A 15532-nucleotide genomic window follows, 5' to 3' on the forward strand; every position below is an offset into this window, starting at 1 on the left:
AGCGATTGAAAGGTTGTTCTGTCATCGGAGTGCTTGTGTAACCATATTGGTTCAACTTACTCTTACTCCACTTCTAGTTCAGGGAATCTTAAGCGCACGTCACGTTTGATACGTTTCACCACTTCTTCCTTTGTCTGAATATCGCCGTTCAGATACAGTTGCAGCAAGTTTCTATAGATATCAGTGCTGATAATGCCGTCATATTTCGTGCGTTCATACACCGGAACCTGCTTGGCAGCCTCAGAGAAAAATTCAAAATGCTTTTGTCCACCCAGATAGGCTGAAGTCAGGGAGTCTGCAAGCTGGTCATTCACGACCATGTTGCTCGTAAAGTAATCCTGCTCCTTGGCAAGTCCTGTCAAAAATTCATGATTAAAATTGTAAAATTCGATGAATTTCCAGGCGGCATCCTTCTGGTCACTTTGGTTATACATTGCAATGTAGGTTCCTCCTGAACTGAAGGACGAAGGCCCGTGTGCCAAACCCCATAACCCTTCGGTATCGGGTGCGTTCGCTTTGAATGTAAACTGCAATCCCCAAGTCGCCGCAGGATAGAACATCACTTCACCTTTTTGCATGGACGCTGCATAACCTGCACTTCCATCCTCGTATTCAGCCAGGACACGACGCTCCCTTGCCTCACGCACCAGATCAAGCACCTTCATATACGTAGGATCAATGACGAGCTTCCCATCTTTCACCCAAGGAATGCCACCGTACGAGTTAGCTATCCCGTTCCAGTTCGCCAGTGCATGTACCTTGTTACTACTTTGTTCTTGTACTTTTTCTCCGATAGCAAAAATCTTCTCCCATGTATCAATCTGAGCACTTACTTTCTGCGGATCATCTGTACCCAGATATTCCTTAGCCAAATCACGACGATAATAGATACCTCCAGGTGTACCTTGATAACCAAGGGCCCTTACATTCCCCTCACTATCCTTCTCATTGGCCTGCACAAAAGGATACTGCTCCTTAATTAACTCGTCAGCGTTATAAGGCGGAGGCGACAGATTTTCCAAATAGGGAACATCGATCAGCTCCCGGATATTTGCGTTTTCAATCATGAACACATCGGGAGCCTTCGAACTGGTCTGTAGTGCTGATTTGAGTTTGGTGAGGTAAAAGTTGCCCGGAATGTTAACGAAATTCACTTTGATATCCGGATACTTTTCTTCGAATTTTTTAATGGCGTAGCCTGCTTCATCCGTGAAACTCCAGACCGTGATCTCTTGCTGCTTCGTTTGATTGGATGCACCTGTCTGGCAACCCGCGAGCAATAATACTGAACTTGCAAGCAGCGTGACTGGTACAACAAACCGCTTAAACCATCTCTTCATAAAAGTACCCTCCCTAAAAAGGAAACGCTTACAATTTATTTGAGTATAAGAATTTGAGCGGTGGCTTTCTCCACAAATATTGTCAATCATCCTTGATATTTTGCGATATTGGAACGATGACGTTTGCGAAATTCGGACGGCGTGCAGTTATTGTATTTTTTAAAAAGACGATTATAGGAGTTCACATTGTTGAATCCATGACTGATCGCAATCTCCAAAATGGATTCCTGACGAAACAAAAGCGCCCACTCCGACTTAATAATGCGAAAATGATTCAAATATTCCATTAACGTGATGCCCTTGATTTCTTTGAATAGTTTGCAGATATGGAACTTACTGAACTTCATATGTTCTGCCACCTGCTCCAGCTTAATCGGTTCGGCGTAGTGTTCTTCCAGGTACTCGCAGACCGCTTCAAGAAACTCGAACTTTTTGGAGGATACACAAGGCCAGCATGGCGATGTATCGCTTTCCCTTTCTATAACCTGAGGTGCGGTACGCAGTAGCAGAACGATCAGATCATATAATCGAGATACCATAAGCCAGCGGTAACCCGGTTTTTGATTTTTTTTCTCAGCCGCAATCGCATCAATATAGGGACTCGGGTTGTACTGACTGCTGGACGGAATGATGGACGTGTGATTAAAAAGTGACCCAAGCTCCTGCATCTCTGCTTCATTCGTAAAGCTTCCAGTTAACAATTCGAGCCGAAACAACAGAATCGTCAGCCGTCCGGTGCCCGGCATAAAATAATGCACGTCCCCCGGCTTAATCAGGATGATATCCCCTTGGTTTAGATCAAAAATCTGTTCATTTATCCCAATGCGTGCATGCTTTCCATTCACGACGACAAGTTCCACTTCATCATGCCAATGTGCGGCATAATTGAATTCTGCGCCTGTATAAATTAACCGAATGGGAAATCCCTCAGCCATGTGACCCGTTTCCAGAAAAGTAGGTACGCCCATGATATTTGCCTCCTCTTTTTTCCTCGCATATCTGTCTCATGTTTCTGTTTCTATTCTTAAGCCTGAATGGACTCACCCTTTTATCATATTCTAACTAAAATTGGGCCAAACATCCAAATCAGCGAATCTCTTCGGTTAGGGTTATCTGATGTAAGCATGTTAATATAAGCTATGGTAATCTCAATGAGATCGGAGTGATTAGGCATGAAATTCAGCGATTTTAAAATAGGGCAACGTTACGAAACAGGATCTGTGGTTTTAACAAGAGAGGACATCATTCAGTTTGCCGAAATCTACGATCCGCAATATATGCATCTGGATGAGGAAAAAGCAAAACAAGGTCGTTTTGGAGGTCTGATTGCATCCGGCATGCAGACGCTGAACATCACGTTCCGACTTTGGATCGATGTTGGCGTGTATGGTGAGCATATTATCGCAGGAACAGGTATGAACCAGATTCAATTTCTGAAACCGGTCTATCCTGGGGATGAACTTCACGTTATCGCTGAAGTCACCGAGCTTCGTCCGAGACGAACGGGGAATGGCACGGTGACTGTACTTCTCAGCACCTATAACCAAAAGGGTCAGAATGTTTTTCGGGCAGAATTGAGTGCGCTGGTGGATAATTGAATCGGTGATAGCAAAGGAGTCGTCAGCTTCGATTGTTTGTATTCTGCAAACAATTGAAAGCTAACGACTCCCTTAGAAAATGCCTATAATCATTCGCTCCAACCCTCATACGATCCCTAATCGCCGAAAGTTATCCTATGCGGTAGGCACGTATATCCCCTTATTTCATGACGGGTTTATCCATTAAAACTCCCTTTAAAAGCAACTTAACTGCTTTGACATGCAGAGCTGCATATTCGTCTCCGCTTAAATTCGGCATGGTCAGACAGAGCTGTGTTGCGCCAGCCAATGTTGACATGACTCCAAAACTCAATGTTTCGATGTCTTCATTAATAAAAACACCTTGATTTATCCCCTTTTGCAGCACCTGTCTTATCGCAGAATATGCTATTTCTGTAATCCCCTTTAATGTAGCCAGAGACTCGGATTCGCTAGAAAGAGTTCTGGCATATTCCTCGAGTGCCTGGATTAATGGACTTTCACAGTCTCTTCCCAATAAGTCGGCCATTTCAAGCAGCTGTTCGCTGGGAGATAAAGATTGCTCCATCAAATGAAGCCATTTTTGTGACATTTGTTCGGTATGCCGGGTGAGCAGCTTTAGAAACAATACCTCTTTGTTTTTAAAATGATGGTATAGGTTTCCTTTGCTCATCTGTGTCAACACACATAAGTCATCCATTGTAGCTCGATCATAGCCCTTTTCAATAAATAACGACTTGGCATGATTTAAAATAATCGTTTTAGCTTCTTCTGCTGGCAATCGTCTTCTGGTCATAAGCTCCTCCCGCAACCTTATGAACGGTTCCTTTTATGCTTGAAAAATTGAAAAGCACCATATGAGATAACGATAACAAAAATCCCAAAGAATGCAAATGGCATATCTAATGTGTGTCGGTATACAACATTTTGCAGACCCATGTTTTCCAACGTCGATGTTCCATATCCCCAGATGGATGTATTAAAAATGTTCGTGGCAAAATGAATACCGATGGGAGCGGCCAGACCATTCGTATGGTAAGCTACGGTTCCCAAAAAGAACGCTACCAGCAAATAATACAGGGGTCCAAAAATTCCGTAATGCAGCATTTCGGGATTAAAACCATGGAGCAGAGAAAAGACCAGAGAACTGACAAAGATGGAGCAGAATGCACCGCCTCTTAATGATCTGAACATACGATACATGTAACCTCTAAACAAAATCTCTTCAGCAGCACTTTGAAAAAAAATCAAAGGAGCAGTAAGCATGAGTACACCTAACCACGGAAGCGGGTCAAAATGAAGGACAAAAGCTTGAGGATGCACAGAAATATCGACAAGTAAATACAGGATAAGTGCCGCAAAATACCATGAAAAATACATGGTAAACTTCCGGAAATCAGGTCTTTTACCTTCAAACAAAAATATACAAAAAGGAATCTTAAAGAAATATCTGGTGACCACATAAACTCCAAAAATTAGGAAAGAAAAAGACAAATACAGTGTGATCAAACTGGGTAATCCAGTATGAGTAGCAGGCATCAAAGTATGAAGTAGATTGATCCATAATAACGTGCCGCCCTGCCAAATGACAAAAATAAGGAGGAAACCTGCTACAGATTTGAAGCTGAAGGGTATCGGCGGTTGCAGTCCATAATTTCTTTCCATGACACACACCCATCTCTTATTGTATTTACCGACTGTATAGTCTGTAAATACAATATACATAGTGAGAAGTTGTTCTGTCAAAGGTTTAAAAACGTTGGGCCCATCCGTCTCCAGGTAAATCGCCGTTGCTCATAGTGCTGAATAGCACACAAGCCGCCCGCAGGCGGCTTGTGTCATGCTTTTGTTTTTACGAGAACGAACTGCGCAATACTTGTCCAAAAATCTTCACACCTTTATCAATCTGCTCGTCAGACGGTGTGGAGAAATTTCGACGTATTCCATTGCAAGGGGCCTACTCATTCAGCCCTAGCCTCTTTTTTGCCACCGTCTGAGCTTAATCTACTCAAACCAAGCTCTGTAAAGACTGTGTACCCCTTCTATAATATCCTCAATACTCAATCCACCAAAACCAATCTGAACCATTGATGGCTCCACTTGATCTGAATGCATCCAAAATGGAGATACTGGGTAGACTTGAGCCCCTTCCATCTTAGCAGTGGCAATGAGCTCATGTTCATCCATTCCGTTATGGACACGCAACAAAATATGAAGTCCTGCATCCTCACCAATGATTGTAACTTGAGCACCCATTAACTTTTGAATCATGGAAATGAGTGTGGATTGCTTCTGTCTATATACTTTTCTCATCTTGCGAATGTGAGCTTCCCAATGTCCGTTACTCATAAACAGCTCTAAGGTATGCTGATGAAAATGAGAGACCGTCTGATCATATAATCGGTAGTCTCGTTTACTGTGCAGTTCTAACATGGGCCGTGGAAGAACCATATATGCAATGCGTAATGAAGGAAGAAGACTTTTTGAAAATGTACCTAGGTATACGGTTCGCTGTTGGGTATCCAGACTTTGCAAGGAAGGTATAGGCTTGCCGACATATCTGAACTCACTATCATAATCGTCCTCAATAATAATCCCATCCTGATCCGATGCCCATTTCAGTAATTGCATTCTCTTGGCAAGGGGCATGACCATTCCATAGGGAAACTGATGTGAAGGCGTAACATAGACGATGCGGGTATTGCTTTCGTATAACTTTTGAATATGAAGTCCGTCCGCTTCCAACGGAATAGAGTGAACATTTAAACCCTTATGCTCAAATATTGCCCGAACACCATCATATCCGGGGTCTTCCATCGCAATGTCGTGAATAACGTCACCTATTAATCCAGATAACACACCAAGCAGGTACTGAATACCAGCTCCAATTATAATTTGATCCGGTGAACAGTTTACTCCTCTTGAGCTGTGCAAATAATTTGCAATTTCCAAACGAAGCCCTTGTTCTCCCAGCGGGTCGCCGTAAGAAAACAGCTTTATCGGGTTCTGGAGCAAGCTCTGATTGGATAACTTACGCCAAGTTGCCAATGGAAAATGCTCAGCATCTACGTCACCATAACGAAAATCGTATCGAATCGCTGGCTTATCCTGAAGCCTGTATTCCAGCCTTTTTTTACTTACGGTCTGGGAAGAGGGCAATGATTCTAGCTTCAAATCCATAATGTATAAGCCACTTCTTGGTTTACTTTGAACATAACCTTCGGCTAATAACTGTTGATAGGCCATATCCACTGTATTACGGCTAATGCATAGGTGGCTAGATAGAGATCGTATAGAGGGGAGGCGACTACCGGCTGATAACTTTCCGTTCAAAATATTTGTCTTAATATATTGGTAAAGCTGCGTGTATAACGGTTCTCCAGACTCTCTGTTCAATAGAAATGTTAAATCAAGCATGCTAATTCTCCTTATCACTAAACTGACCCTATAATTCATTCGGGTTTTGTAACTACTTATGGGGTCAGTGTATGGTTACAATTATATCAGTTTCGGTCGAATTGAAAAGATACTCGTACACCGAATTACCACTGTTTTTAGGAGGAGAAGGAATGAACGGACCTATAGTTTCAAAAAAACAAATACATAATCACTCAACAAAAGCGGTAGGAAACTTTAATCAGCACCCTGGATTTCGCCGTATGTTTGCTCAAGATCAATTGACAATCGGTCTGTTTTTACCGCTTACATTTTATAATGGACAGATGGATGTTCTAAAAGGTCAAGCAAACCTCGTTGAGAGCATTGATCGAGAAAATTTTGCAGCCGTTTGGGTACGAGATATTCCGCTGTTCGATCCTGCTTTTGGAGATGCTGGACAAGTATTCGATCCATTTGTTTATCTTGCCTATCTTGCGGCAAAAACCAAAAACGTCTCCATGGTAACAGGAAGCTCGATCTTTACACTTCGCCATCCCATCGATCTAGCGAAGGCTGCCGCATCTTTAGATGTATTATCAGGCGGAAGACTCGTGCTAGGGATTGCTTCTGGCGACCGCCCCAATGAATTTCCTGCTTATGGAATAGACGGAGAGCGACGTGATGAGCGCTTCAGGGAGACGGTGGAGTTCTTTCGTGAGCTTATACAGGATAGAACTGACGCAATACAATCTTCTCTGGGACAATTGAAAGGGCTTGAATTACTGCCTAAGCCAACATCAGGTGGTATTCCTCTCGTTGTGACAGGTTCAAGTAGGCAGTCTCTAGATTGGATTGCACAGAATAGTGATGGTTGGCTCACGTATCCCGAAGCAACTGTAAATAAATCTGGTCCTCAAATGCTGGGGCAAAAAAATAAAGCTTGGCGTGAAAAAATACCTAATGGCATATTCAAGCCCCATATGACGAACGAATGGATTGATCTAGTAGAAGATGTCCGTTATCCACGTACTCCCCTTCGAGGCGGATATATTTTACGCACAGGACGAGCAGGTCTAATCGAACTATTAGAGGAATGGAGAGCAGTTGGCGTTAATCATGCTGCACTTGGTATTCAATTTTCGAGTCGTCCTCCTGCTGAGGTGATTCAGGAATTGGCTGAGGAAGTGCTGCCACTCTTTCCTACGCTTGAGGGTCCGAAGGCGTTGGTAACAGAGTGGTGAGGTAATTAATACAAGAATCAACTTATTTTCTGCTAGTAAATATATAGCAAAAGGATAACTCCTCTTGTGCTAATTAAATAGCAAAAAAGTGGAATCAAAATAACGATTCCACTTTTTTTTCATCTAGAGGTTTAGGTTATGTCCCAGTCCATTTCGAAGACTTTAGATAAGAATTACATGGTAAAGCCTTTTACGAAAACGAGTTTCTTAACACTTGTCCAAGAATCTCCACACCTTTAACAATTTGTTCATCAGATGGTGTTGAGAAATTCAATCGAATCGCGTTGCATGGGTCTTGTTCATTAACAAGGAACGCATTCCCTGGAACAACTGCCACACCTTGGGCAGCCGCCGTTTTGGCATATTCCACCATCGGAACATGTGCAGGAAGATCACACCAAAGGAACAATCCGCCATCTGGACGAGTATAGGTCACAGCGTCACCCAGATGCTCCTGCAGCTTGTCCATCATGAGAGTTGCCTTTCTGCGATAGACTTCACGAATGTGGTTAATATGTCCGGCATAATCATACTCGGTCATGAAACGATGAGCCAGGATCTGCGGAAGCATCGCAGTATGTACATCCTCCCCCTGCTTGGCTACAACCATCTTCTCCACGACTTCATGCGGAGCCTGTACAAAGCCCACCCGAAGTCCGGCCGACAAAATTTTGGAGAACGAACCGACATAGATCACCAAGCCATCCTCGTCCATCGATTTAATGGTTGGCACGTCCTCGCCATTGAATCGAAGCTCCCCGTAAGGATTATCTTCCAAAATCATCACGCCATATTTTTTAGCCAATGCATAGATCGCTTTGCGTTTTTCCAGACTCGTCGTTACCCCTGTTGGGTTCTGAAAGCTTGGAATGACATAGATCATTTTCACATTCGGCTCGGATTGTAGCGCTTGTTCTAACTTATCAATATCCATGCCATCCATTTCCATCGGAACACCCGCCAGCTTCGCACCGGAAGCACGGAAGGAATTCAAGGAGCCAATAAAACTAGGACTTTCACAGATAATCGTGTCCCCTTCATTACACAGGACTTTACATGCAAGCTCAATCCCTTGTTGCGCTCCGGACACGATAAAGAGTTGGTCGGACGGCTTGCCTATGTTAAAATTTCGCTCCAAATGCTGCTGGAGTGCTTCGCGCAACGGCACATAACCTTCCGTGATACCATATTGCAATGCTGTAACCGGATCTTGTTCCAGAATCGATTGAGTGAAGGTACGGATCGCTTCAATTGGGAATGTCTCCGGCGCGGGATTGCCCGCTGAGAATGGAATTACATTTTGACCTGAAGAAGCTTTCAAAATCTCGCGAATAATGGACGGCTGCAAAGATGCAATCCGGTTGGAAAAAGTATAATTCATCTTCAATAACATCCTCTCGGCATCTGATCTGATCTCTGTCTCGAATGATACATTAGACTCTATTATACGAGCATTTCTCGATTTGCCAAAGTGTCCGCCGCCAATTCACATGCAAATTGTTCTGAATTCTGCCCTAAATGTGCTCGAAAGATGACCTTGAACAACGACAAAAAGCCGCCTACGGCAGCTTCATCTCATCTCAGATAGTCTCGTAGCCTTGACAACATAGCTAGCCAATCCAGGGAAAAGCCGAGCCAGGGTCGGATAAAAACGATTCGTTTTCGCAAAAGCCAGATTTTGAATGGTTCTCGCCCTTCGAAGCAATGGAGCAAACTCCCGATTGGCTTCGAGGGTGTACTCGCTTTGCCACTCGGTATAGTCAATTTCGTCCTTAAGGTATGCATCTGTCCACCGTGCACAGAGTATCGAAGAACGAAGGGCGATGGACATTCCATCTCCGCATAGGGGTGGAATTACCATCATCGCATCTCCAGTATGCGGATAATCAGACCAAGGCTCCGGAACGTTGAATAGCTGCAATGGTGCAACGGATACTTGGGTTCCCTGAACGGTTTTACCCTCTGCCAGACGGGCTGCGAGACTTGAATTCGTCATGGCTGCTGCCTGCAAAATTTCCGACACCGACTTGCCGCTCCCCTGCACGGAATCCAGCGTCAGGAGCGCTGCAACGTTTACCGTATCATTTTCAATGGGAGAAATTCCAACATAACCGCCATCGCAAAAATAGAGTTCCACTCTCGCTGGTATGTCGATGCCTCTGTAATGAGATTTGACACCGACATAGATCGTCTCGTCTCGGATTCCTTCTGCGCTGCTTGATCCTCGCAGTTTTTTACTACCGTATGCCCCGATGACAGCCTTCGCTTGATAACATATTCGTTCGTTTCCCTGTTTAACTTCTACTTCATAACGATGATCCTCCAGTTGCTGAATAGAAGTGATGTTCACTTTGGTCAAGATTTCAGCTCCGGCAATATGTGCCTGTTGGTGCAGCTGCTGATCCAGCTCATATCGGCTTATGCCGTATGCCAATCCGGGCAAAGGTGCTTCAATCTCCCCACCATCCGGCATCGTTATTCGGGCATGATCCATGCTGCTGGGGGTCTTCTGCTGCTCCAGCAGATGGATGCCCAGATGCTCCAGCATCTCCCTCGTTTCGGGAGACATGAACTCTCCACATGTTTTATGGCGTGGAAACTGCTGACGATCCAGCAGCAGCGTTCGATGCCCTTGCCGCGCCAGTTCGATGGCACAGCTACTCCCCGCAATACCCGCCCCGATAATGATCACATCCGTTGATCTCGTCACGTTAGTATACCTCCCTTTTGAGGAATCACCACAGAATATCGGAACAACGGTTTCCACTCATAGGTCATCGTGTCATGGTTCAACCGTTGCTTAAGATCCTGCCAATCTTGGTCTGTGAATCCCTTCGCCACCGATAGCGGCCCATCGTGACGGATATAACGATTACGTGAAATAAGCCTTGTTGTAATCCACACCGCCTTATAAGACACGGCATGACGGTGGATATCATTGATAACCACGCCATACATGGAAGCTCGCAGCATATGTGAAACCATATCTACCAGCTGCTCTCCCTCAAAGTGGTGAATAAACTGCGATCCGGTCACAATATCGGCCGAAGAATCTGGCAATGTAGTTAGATCGGCACGCTGTACTCGAACACGCGGCTCGTGACGGAATAGCTCTCTGGCCTCTTCACAGGCTTCTTCCGTCAGATCCACCAACGTAATATGCATATCTATACCTTGATCCTTTGCCCATTGCAACAACTTCAGATTTACATCTCCTGAACCGGCACCCACATCCAGAATTGTCAGCTGATCCGGTGTGCCTATGGAGTTCCATAATTTTTCGATGCCGGATACTGTGGGGCCGGGTGCGGCAAATATTTTATTCAGCCGCCGCAGATGCCGAAGCGCTTCACGCAATTCTTCTCCGCCCATGGAGAAGTCATCCATCAATTCTTCTTCCTTGGCACGACTGCCCAATCTTCTAAAGAAGGACATGAGCCTGCTCCTCCATTACCGATGTTATAGCCGGAACATAGGTAAATTTCATTAATTCTGCCGTAAGTCCAGGCCCAAAAGCCATCGCCACGCCTTCTGTAGAAAACTGTTCTAGCTTTTTCATATCCATACGCATCGCCTGAAGCACAAACAGAATCGTATTCGAGGATAAATTACCGTAATCTCTTAAAATATCCCGACTATACTTCGTTTGTTCCGCTCTTAGACTCATGACTTCCTGGACAGAATCTACGATTCCTCGTCCGCCGGGATGGATCGCCCATAGTTCGGGCAGCTGCTCGCTCTGTAGCAAAAGACCTAACTCTTCTTGGAGATGGTTTCCCAGCAACTTCGGAATTCGGGGCGACAGATGCAGATCATATCCGTAATCAGCCACTTCCCAAGTCATGTCCTCCGTCGAATCTGGCAAAAGTACCGAATATCCGGTTCCCAGACTCAGGTAGTCTCTGTGCCGAGCTTCCGGCGTACCCACGATGGATGCGGAAGCTGCATCCCCAAAGAACGATGCCGCAAACAGTGCCTCCCGATCCTTTACCGGCTGGAAATGAAGTGTACATAGCTCCACGCACACGATCAATACTTGAGAACCTGGCGCACCCCGCACAACGTCTCGCGCCATCTGTATGGCTTTTAATCCTGCTGCACAGCCTTGAAAAATGAGCGGCAATCGATTCACACGAGCAGAAAGTCCAAAGTGTTGGATCAGTTGAACGTCGAGTCCCGGCAAATACTGACCCGTGCAGCTAACCGTTATCATGTGAGTTATCGTTTCGGGAGAGATCCGCGCGTCATGCATCGCTTCTTCCGCTGCCTTGATCGCCAGAGGGAGTGCTTCCCGCTGGTATGTATCCATTCGTTCCCGTGTCGTCGGAATCTCAGGCTGTTCACCCGAAGGGATATAGCGACATTCTTCCAGAGAGCCAACATAACTCGGTTCCACGGTATATCGTGTTTCTACACCGCATGATCTGAAAATGCGCTTGGCAAAGCGGGCCAGATCAGGACGATCATGTAGTGAAGTAGCGATAAGCTCCGCGATTTCCGGTTGAGCTACCTTGTGCACAGGGAGAGCTGTCCCCATACCAAGGATGGCAATTTCACTCGGGTTGTTTGGATTCATAATAACCTCCTGATTTTGGTTATGATTTCCTGTAATTAACACCTCTTACCCCTTATGAAAAGGTTGTAATCCCCAGAATGATATTGATCCATATAAAATATCTACACAATTGATGGAAAACGTAACATAACATCACTGTTTCTCAATGACGAGTTCTTAACTATGATAGTATATTTTATTAAGGTGTTTGCTTACTCAGAAGCCCCGTTTAGAGAACTTTAAAAGTTCATAGAAAAAAACACCTTCTAGGTGAATTATTCCGCTATATAGATGCGGCTTTCATCTTTAGAAGGCGTTATATTATTTTTGTTGTATTTATATCTCGTTGACTGCTTGTATGTTTTTCATCTCGACCTTAGATTAATCAATGATTCTTAATTCTTTCCAGTCTTCCGCAGCTTGCCAATTGGATTCGACCAGCAATTTTAACGATACTCCTGTTAATATTTCTCTCAAAGGATAATAGATCCGATTCTTCCACATAATTTGTTTATCCGGATTTAGTGTGAAAGACTTGTCTTGATATTTCACGATGATCTCATCCTTACTGCGATTTACACTGCCATCGATCAGTTTCATTAATTCATCTACAGGTGTATAGATTGTAGAGTCCATCGCCCTGAATGTACCTTGACCCTGAAATTTCATATATTCCCCATTATATTTAACTGGTACAGGATCATTAATGGTTAAATAATTCGTCAAATCGAAAGTGTAGAAGTATTCTCTCTGACTTGTAGCGCGAATAACATTTCCGCTTCGGGAAGGCGTCATCAGATTAGACCCGACAATTCGATATGCACCGTTATTTAACAATCCAGATTGCATAATGTGATCCGAATGAATCGCCCAGCCCACTCCGAAGTTAATCGCTGAAGATGAACCTGTCGTATTAATAGGTATCGTTTGAATTAGTTTCGCGGATGAGGTGTCAAATATACGGTATTCTTCCTTTCCAGAAACGCTTCGGCCATTCTCCGTATAATTTACCCAGAGTACAACATATTTCCCGTTTGGACTGAACTGTGCAACACCGAATGTATAATTCGCTTTGGAAGTGTTAGATTCGAGAAGCGTATGCGCCTTACCGTTTATAATTAGTTCGTGTTTGAACACTCTTTTTTTCTGCGTTTGTTTATAGGTTACTGATGAAGTTAATGCTTTTTTATATACGTAGTCGTCCGTATTGTTTTTCTTATAGGAGCCCAGTTTGCGCTCGCTCCCATCCGGCCTGATCTCGTAAGAATATTCACCGGGATTGTCCACATAACCCCGACCAGAAACATAATATTTCCCTGGCGTAACGTATAGCGATCCTTTGGTTGGCTCTGGGTCAAAATGATTATGGAATATAATATTCGTCACAAAAGGACTGGTGTGCTCAGACGGTCTTTCTTTGGTCTTATGTATTAGTTTATTCGTTGACAATAAATATACAAGATACTCGCGTGGTCCTTTTTCGACAACATACATATTCGCATCGGGATAAATTTCATCCATTGTACCTGTAGATTTACTTACATTTCCGATTACAGATATCTTGTTGGATCGACTATCATACTTCAAAATTTGCTGGTTAGATGCCGTGTTTAATGTACTGTACCTGATCCAAGGGCTCTTTGTATTCGATCCATATGCTTCTGTAAAAGAATAGTCCTTTGATGTGTCTATAAAATCAATTACCGTATCTTCATGACGAAACAGACCAGTCGAATAATCTACAATCGTCCTTCGAATAACAGGCTCTTTCTTTTCGTTCTGCGAATAAGTATGATACCTCCATTGAAAATATATTTTTTGCTTTGCTCCAGCTTCTTCACTAGCCATTGCTACTTTTTCTGGAAAGGTGTAACTTAAAAAAAACAACAAAAATAGTAAAAATGCTGCAAAAAGACGTTTTCTCATCTTAATCTCCTGTCTTAAAGTAATGTAAAACTTTCAGCACTATTATAAAACTGAGAGATATAAGCTTGCCAGGATTAAAAATCCAGTTTAGCTTATGAATAAAGCCCGTGCACTAGGAAAACCCCTGCCATTGCACTGCGAAAAGCCGCCTACCGGCGGCTCCCCCTAAAGTTAACTTTTTTTAAACGCTAGCTTGGTTAAAAATACCCTTCAACTTGTCACTCATCAGATACCACGCATCTTCAGCCATCTGAAGATCGCCATGATGTGTAAAACCGTGTACTGCCCCTGCGAAATCTTTGTGGGTCACCTTTACACCGTCTGCCTCCAGCTTCGCCGCGTAGGTACGTGCCTCTTGGGCGAGAGAATCTCTCTCTGCAGTAATGATCAGAGCCTCTGGCAAATTGGAGAATGAATCGGCGAGTACAGGAGAAGCTAGCGGATTCAAAGCATCCTCTGGTTTCGTCAGATACATCGTATTAAACGTCTTAGCCACATCGGCTGGAATCGCCTCTGGAAAATTAGGCTTCTCCGCCGGGTCTGTTGCCAAATCCAGTACAGCATAATCAATAATCTGGAGCAGGATTGGGAACTCATTCCCACGTTCCCGATTAAGCAAACACACCGCCGCAGCCAGATTACCTCCCGCACTATGACCGCCAATAGCGAACATTGATACATTTGCAGAGAACTCGTCTGCGTGGGTTTGCATCCATTTCACCACGTCATAACATTCGTAGACGGCCGTTGGGAATTTATGTTCAGGCGCTAACTTGTAATCGATGTTCACCACTAGACATGCCGCACGATCTGCAATCAAACGACACCAGGAGTCATCCCCGTCTGCTTGACCTAGTACGAACCCTCCGCCGTGCATGTTAAAAAATACGGGCCATGTTACGGTATCTGTTTGTTTTCGATTCGGCACATATACCAGAACTCGCGTTTCTCCAGCGGAAGTCGGGATCATGTATTCTTTTACTGTAACATCATATGTAACACTTGGTTGGAGACTCTGATCATTGCCTGAGCTATGCTGACGCATTTGTTGAACCATGGCTATCTGCTGCTGTTGATCCATTCACATTCACTCCTTCATTTTAATGCAAACAGGTGAGAGTTACTGAAACTGCATCTTACTCTATGTTCTCTATTCGCTCAGTGTCTCCTGAATCCTCTTTGGCAGCTTCTTCACGATCAGGTCATAGGAATGATCAATCATGGCATAAATGTCCTCGTTTGATAAGGAATCATCCAGCATGACGGTATTCCAGTGCTTTTTGCTCATATGGTAACCGGGCTTGACGGCTTCATGTTGCTCTCTCAGATTCTCCGCGATGATCGGATCACACTTTAGATTCAAGCGGCTATTCTCTCCATTCCCTTCAAACAAAAGTGCAAACATTTTGTCCGCTACCTTGATCACAGCTGTTTCAGGTCCAAAAGGAAAATCTTTAACTGCTCCTTTTTTAGCAAGACAATAATCAATAATGCTATCAACCACAGTGCTGCCTC

14 protein-coding genes are annotated in these 15532 nt (G+C 44.1%); 2 read left to right on the plus strand and 12 right to left on the minus strand.

Translation table 11 applies throughout. The features are described 5' to 3' along the window. Positions 1 to 62 precede the first annotated feature (62 nt). Both AB4Z30_RS03810 and AB4Z30_RS03815 read right to left on the minus strand, forming a co-directional pair. Positions 63 to 1340 carry an ABC transporter substrate-binding protein gene (locus AB4Z30_RS03810; RefSeq protein WP_441923433.1) on the minus strand — a complete coding sequence of 426 codons (1278 nt, stop codon included), beginning with the start codon at positions 1338 to 1340 and terminating at the stop codon, positions 63 to 65. Between the two features lie 86 nt (positions 1341 to 1426). Beyond that, complete coding sequence (locus AB4Z30_RS03815; protein WP_441923435.1) at positions 1427 to 2308, minus strand: AraC family transcriptional regulator; 882 nt, start codon at positions 2306 to 2308, stop codon at positions 1427 to 1429. A 204-nt stretch (positions 2309 to 2512) separates the two neighbouring features. Here AB4Z30_RS03815 and AB4Z30_RS03820 point away from each other — a divergent pair, with 204 nt between their 5' ends. Then, the gene (locus AB4Z30_RS03820; protein WP_441923437.1) at positions 2513 to 2938 is read left to right on the plus strand and encodes a MaoC family dehydratase; all 426 of its coding nucleotides are present in this window, start codon (positions 2513 to 2515) and stop codon (positions 2936 to 2938) included. Positions 2939 to 3098: 160 nt separating this feature from the next. Here AB4Z30_RS03820 and AB4Z30_RS03825 read toward each other — a convergent pair whose 3' ends face one another. From AB4Z30_RS03825 to pdxR, 3 genes are all read right to left on the minus strand, one after another. Next, positions 3099 to 3713: a TetR/AcrR family transcriptional regulator gene (locus AB4Z30_RS03825; RefSeq protein WP_441923439.1), complete on the minus strand. Its 615-nt coding sequence runs from the start codon at positions 3711 to 3713 to the stop codon at positions 3099 to 3101. Positions 3714 to 3730: 17 nt separating this feature from the next. After that, positions 3731 to 4642, minus strand: a complete 912-nt coding sequence (locus AB4Z30_RS03830) for a CPBP family intramembrane glutamic endopeptidase (RefSeq protein ID WP_441923441.1) — start codon at positions 4640 to 4642, stop codon at positions 3731 to 3733. A 279-nt stretch (positions 4643 to 4921) separates the two neighbouring features. Beyond that, positions 4922 to 6373 (minus strand): MocR-like pyridoxine biosynthesis transcription factor PdxR, encoded by a 1452-nt coding sequence (gene pdxR, locus AB4Z30_RS03835; protein ID WP_441923443.1) that lies wholly within the window; start codon positions 6371 to 6373, stop codon positions 4922 to 4924. A gap of 113 nt (positions 6374 to 6486) precedes the next feature. Here pdxR and AB4Z30_RS03840 point away from each other — a divergent pair, with 113 nt between their 5' ends. Next, complete coding sequence (locus tag AB4Z30_RS03840; RefSeq protein ID WP_441923445.1) at positions 6487 to 7536, plus strand: LLM class oxidoreductase; 1050 nt, start codon at positions 6487 to 6489, stop codon at positions 7534 to 7536. A gap of 190 nt (positions 7537 to 7726) precedes the next feature. On the opposite strand, the gene AB4Z30_RS03845 is transcribed toward AB4Z30_RS03840, so the two are convergent. The 7 genes from AB4Z30_RS03845 to AB4Z30_RS03875 all read right to left on the minus strand — a co-directional run bounded on the left by AB4Z30_RS03845 (position 7727) and on the right by AB4Z30_RS03875 (position 15521). Next, the gene (locus tag AB4Z30_RS03845) at positions 7727 to 8917 is read right to left on the minus strand and encodes an aminotransferase-like domain-containing protein (RefSeq protein ID WP_441923447.1); all 1191 of its coding nucleotides are present in this window, start codon (positions 8915 to 8917) and stop codon (positions 7727 to 7729) included. Between the two features lie 189 nt (positions 8918 to 9106). After that, positions 9107 to 10246 (minus strand): NAD(P)/FAD-dependent oxidoreductase, encoded by a 1140-nt coding sequence (locus tag AB4Z30_RS03850; protein WP_441923449.1) that lies wholly within the window; start codon positions 10244 to 10246, stop codon positions 9107 to 9109. Then, positions 10243 to 10971, minus strand: coding sequence for a methyltransferase domain-containing protein (locus tag AB4Z30_RS03855; RefSeq protein ID WP_441923451.1), 729 nt, complete (start codon positions 10969 to 10971; stop codon positions 10243 to 10245). The genes AB4Z30_RS03850 and AB4Z30_RS03855 overlap by 4 nt, the downstream gene beginning before the upstream one ends. Continuing rightward, positions 10958 to 12112 carry a type III polyketide synthase gene (locus tag AB4Z30_RS03860; protein ID WP_441923453.1) on the minus strand — a complete coding sequence of 385 codons (1155 nt, stop codon included), beginning with the start codon at positions 12110 to 12112 and terminating at the stop codon, positions 10958 to 10960. Before AB4Z30_RS03860 ends, AB4Z30_RS03855 begins: the two co-directional genes overlap by 14 nt. Positions 12113 to 12472: 360 nt before the next feature. Further along, positions 12473 to 14017, minus strand: coding sequence for a hypothetical protein (locus tag AB4Z30_RS03865; protein WP_441923455.1), 1545 nt, complete (start codon positions 14015 to 14017; stop codon positions 12473 to 12475). A 181-nt stretch (positions 14018 to 14198) separates the two neighbouring features. Further along, positions 14199 to 15098, minus strand: coding sequence for an alpha/beta hydrolase (locus AB4Z30_RS03870; protein ID WP_441923457.1), 900 nt, complete (start codon positions 15096 to 15098; stop codon positions 14199 to 14201). A gap of 69 nt (positions 15099 to 15167) precedes the next feature. Continuing rightward, positions 15168 to 15521 carry an MmcQ/YjbR family DNA-binding protein gene (locus AB4Z30_RS03875; RefSeq protein ID WP_441923459.1) on the minus strand — a complete coding sequence of 118 codons (354 nt, stop codon included), beginning with the start codon at positions 15519 to 15521 and terminating at the stop codon, positions 15168 to 15170. Positions 15522 to 15532 lie beyond the last annotated feature (11 nt).

Origin of the sequence: Paenibacillus sp. 2TAF8, from assembly GCF_052114825.1 — a bacterium.
Lineage (GTDB): Bacteria > Bacillota > Bacilli > Paenibacillales > Paenibacillaceae > Paenibacillus.

What these genes read in the sequence shown, in the direction of transcription:
- AB4Z30_RS03820 (WP_441923437.1), top strand. Translation starts at nt 2,513, where the DNA reads ATGAAATTCAGCGATTTTAAAATAGGGCAACGTTACGAAACAGGATCT.
- AB4Z30_RS03860 (WP_441923453.1), bottom strand. Translation starts at nt 12,112, where the DNA reads ATGAATCCAAACAACCCGAGTGAAATTGCCATCCTTGGTATGGGGACA.
- AB4Z30_RS03815 (WP_441923435.1), bottom strand. Translation starts at nt 2,308, where the DNA reads ATGGGCGTACCTACTTTTCTGGAAACGGGTCACATGGCTGAGGGATTT.
- AB4Z30_RS03855 (WP_441923451.1), bottom strand. Translation starts at nt 10,971, where the DNA reads ATGTCCTTCTTTAGAAGATTGGGCAGTCGTGCCAAGGAAGAAGAATTG.
- AB4Z30_RS03810 (WP_441923433.1), bottom strand. Translation starts at nt 1,340, where the DNA reads ATGAAGAGATGGTTTAAGCGGTTTGTTGTACCAGTCACGCTGCTTGCA.
- AB4Z30_RS03825 (WP_441923439.1), bottom strand. Translation starts at nt 3,713, where the DNA reads ATGACCAGAAGACGATTGCCAGCAGAAGAAGCTAAAACGATTATTTTA.
- AB4Z30_RS03830 (WP_441923441.1), bottom strand. Translation starts at nt 4,642, where the DNA reads ATGTATATTGTATTTACAGACTATACAGTCGGTAAATACAATAAGAGA.
- AB4Z30_RS03845 (WP_441923447.1), bottom strand. Translation starts at nt 8,917, where the DNA reads ATGAATTATACTTTTTCCAACCGGATTGCATCTTTGCAGCCGTCCATT.
- AB4Z30_RS03870 (WP_441923457.1), bottom strand. Translation starts at nt 15,098, where the DNA reads ATGGATCAACAGCAGCAGATAGCCATGGTTCAACAAATGCGTCAGCAT.
- pdxR (WP_441923443.1), bottom strand. Translation starts at nt 6,373, where the DNA reads ATGAATTATAGGGTCAGTTTAGTGATAAGGAGAATTAGCATGCTTGAT.
- AB4Z30_RS03865 (WP_441923455.1), bottom strand. Translation starts at nt 14,017, where the DNA reads ATGAGAAAACGTCTTTTTGCAGCATTTTTACTATTTTTGTTGTTTTTT.
- AB4Z30_RS03840 (WP_441923445.1), top strand. Translation starts at nt 6,487, where the DNA reads ATGAACGGACCTATAGTTTCAAAAAAACAAATACATAATCACTCAACA.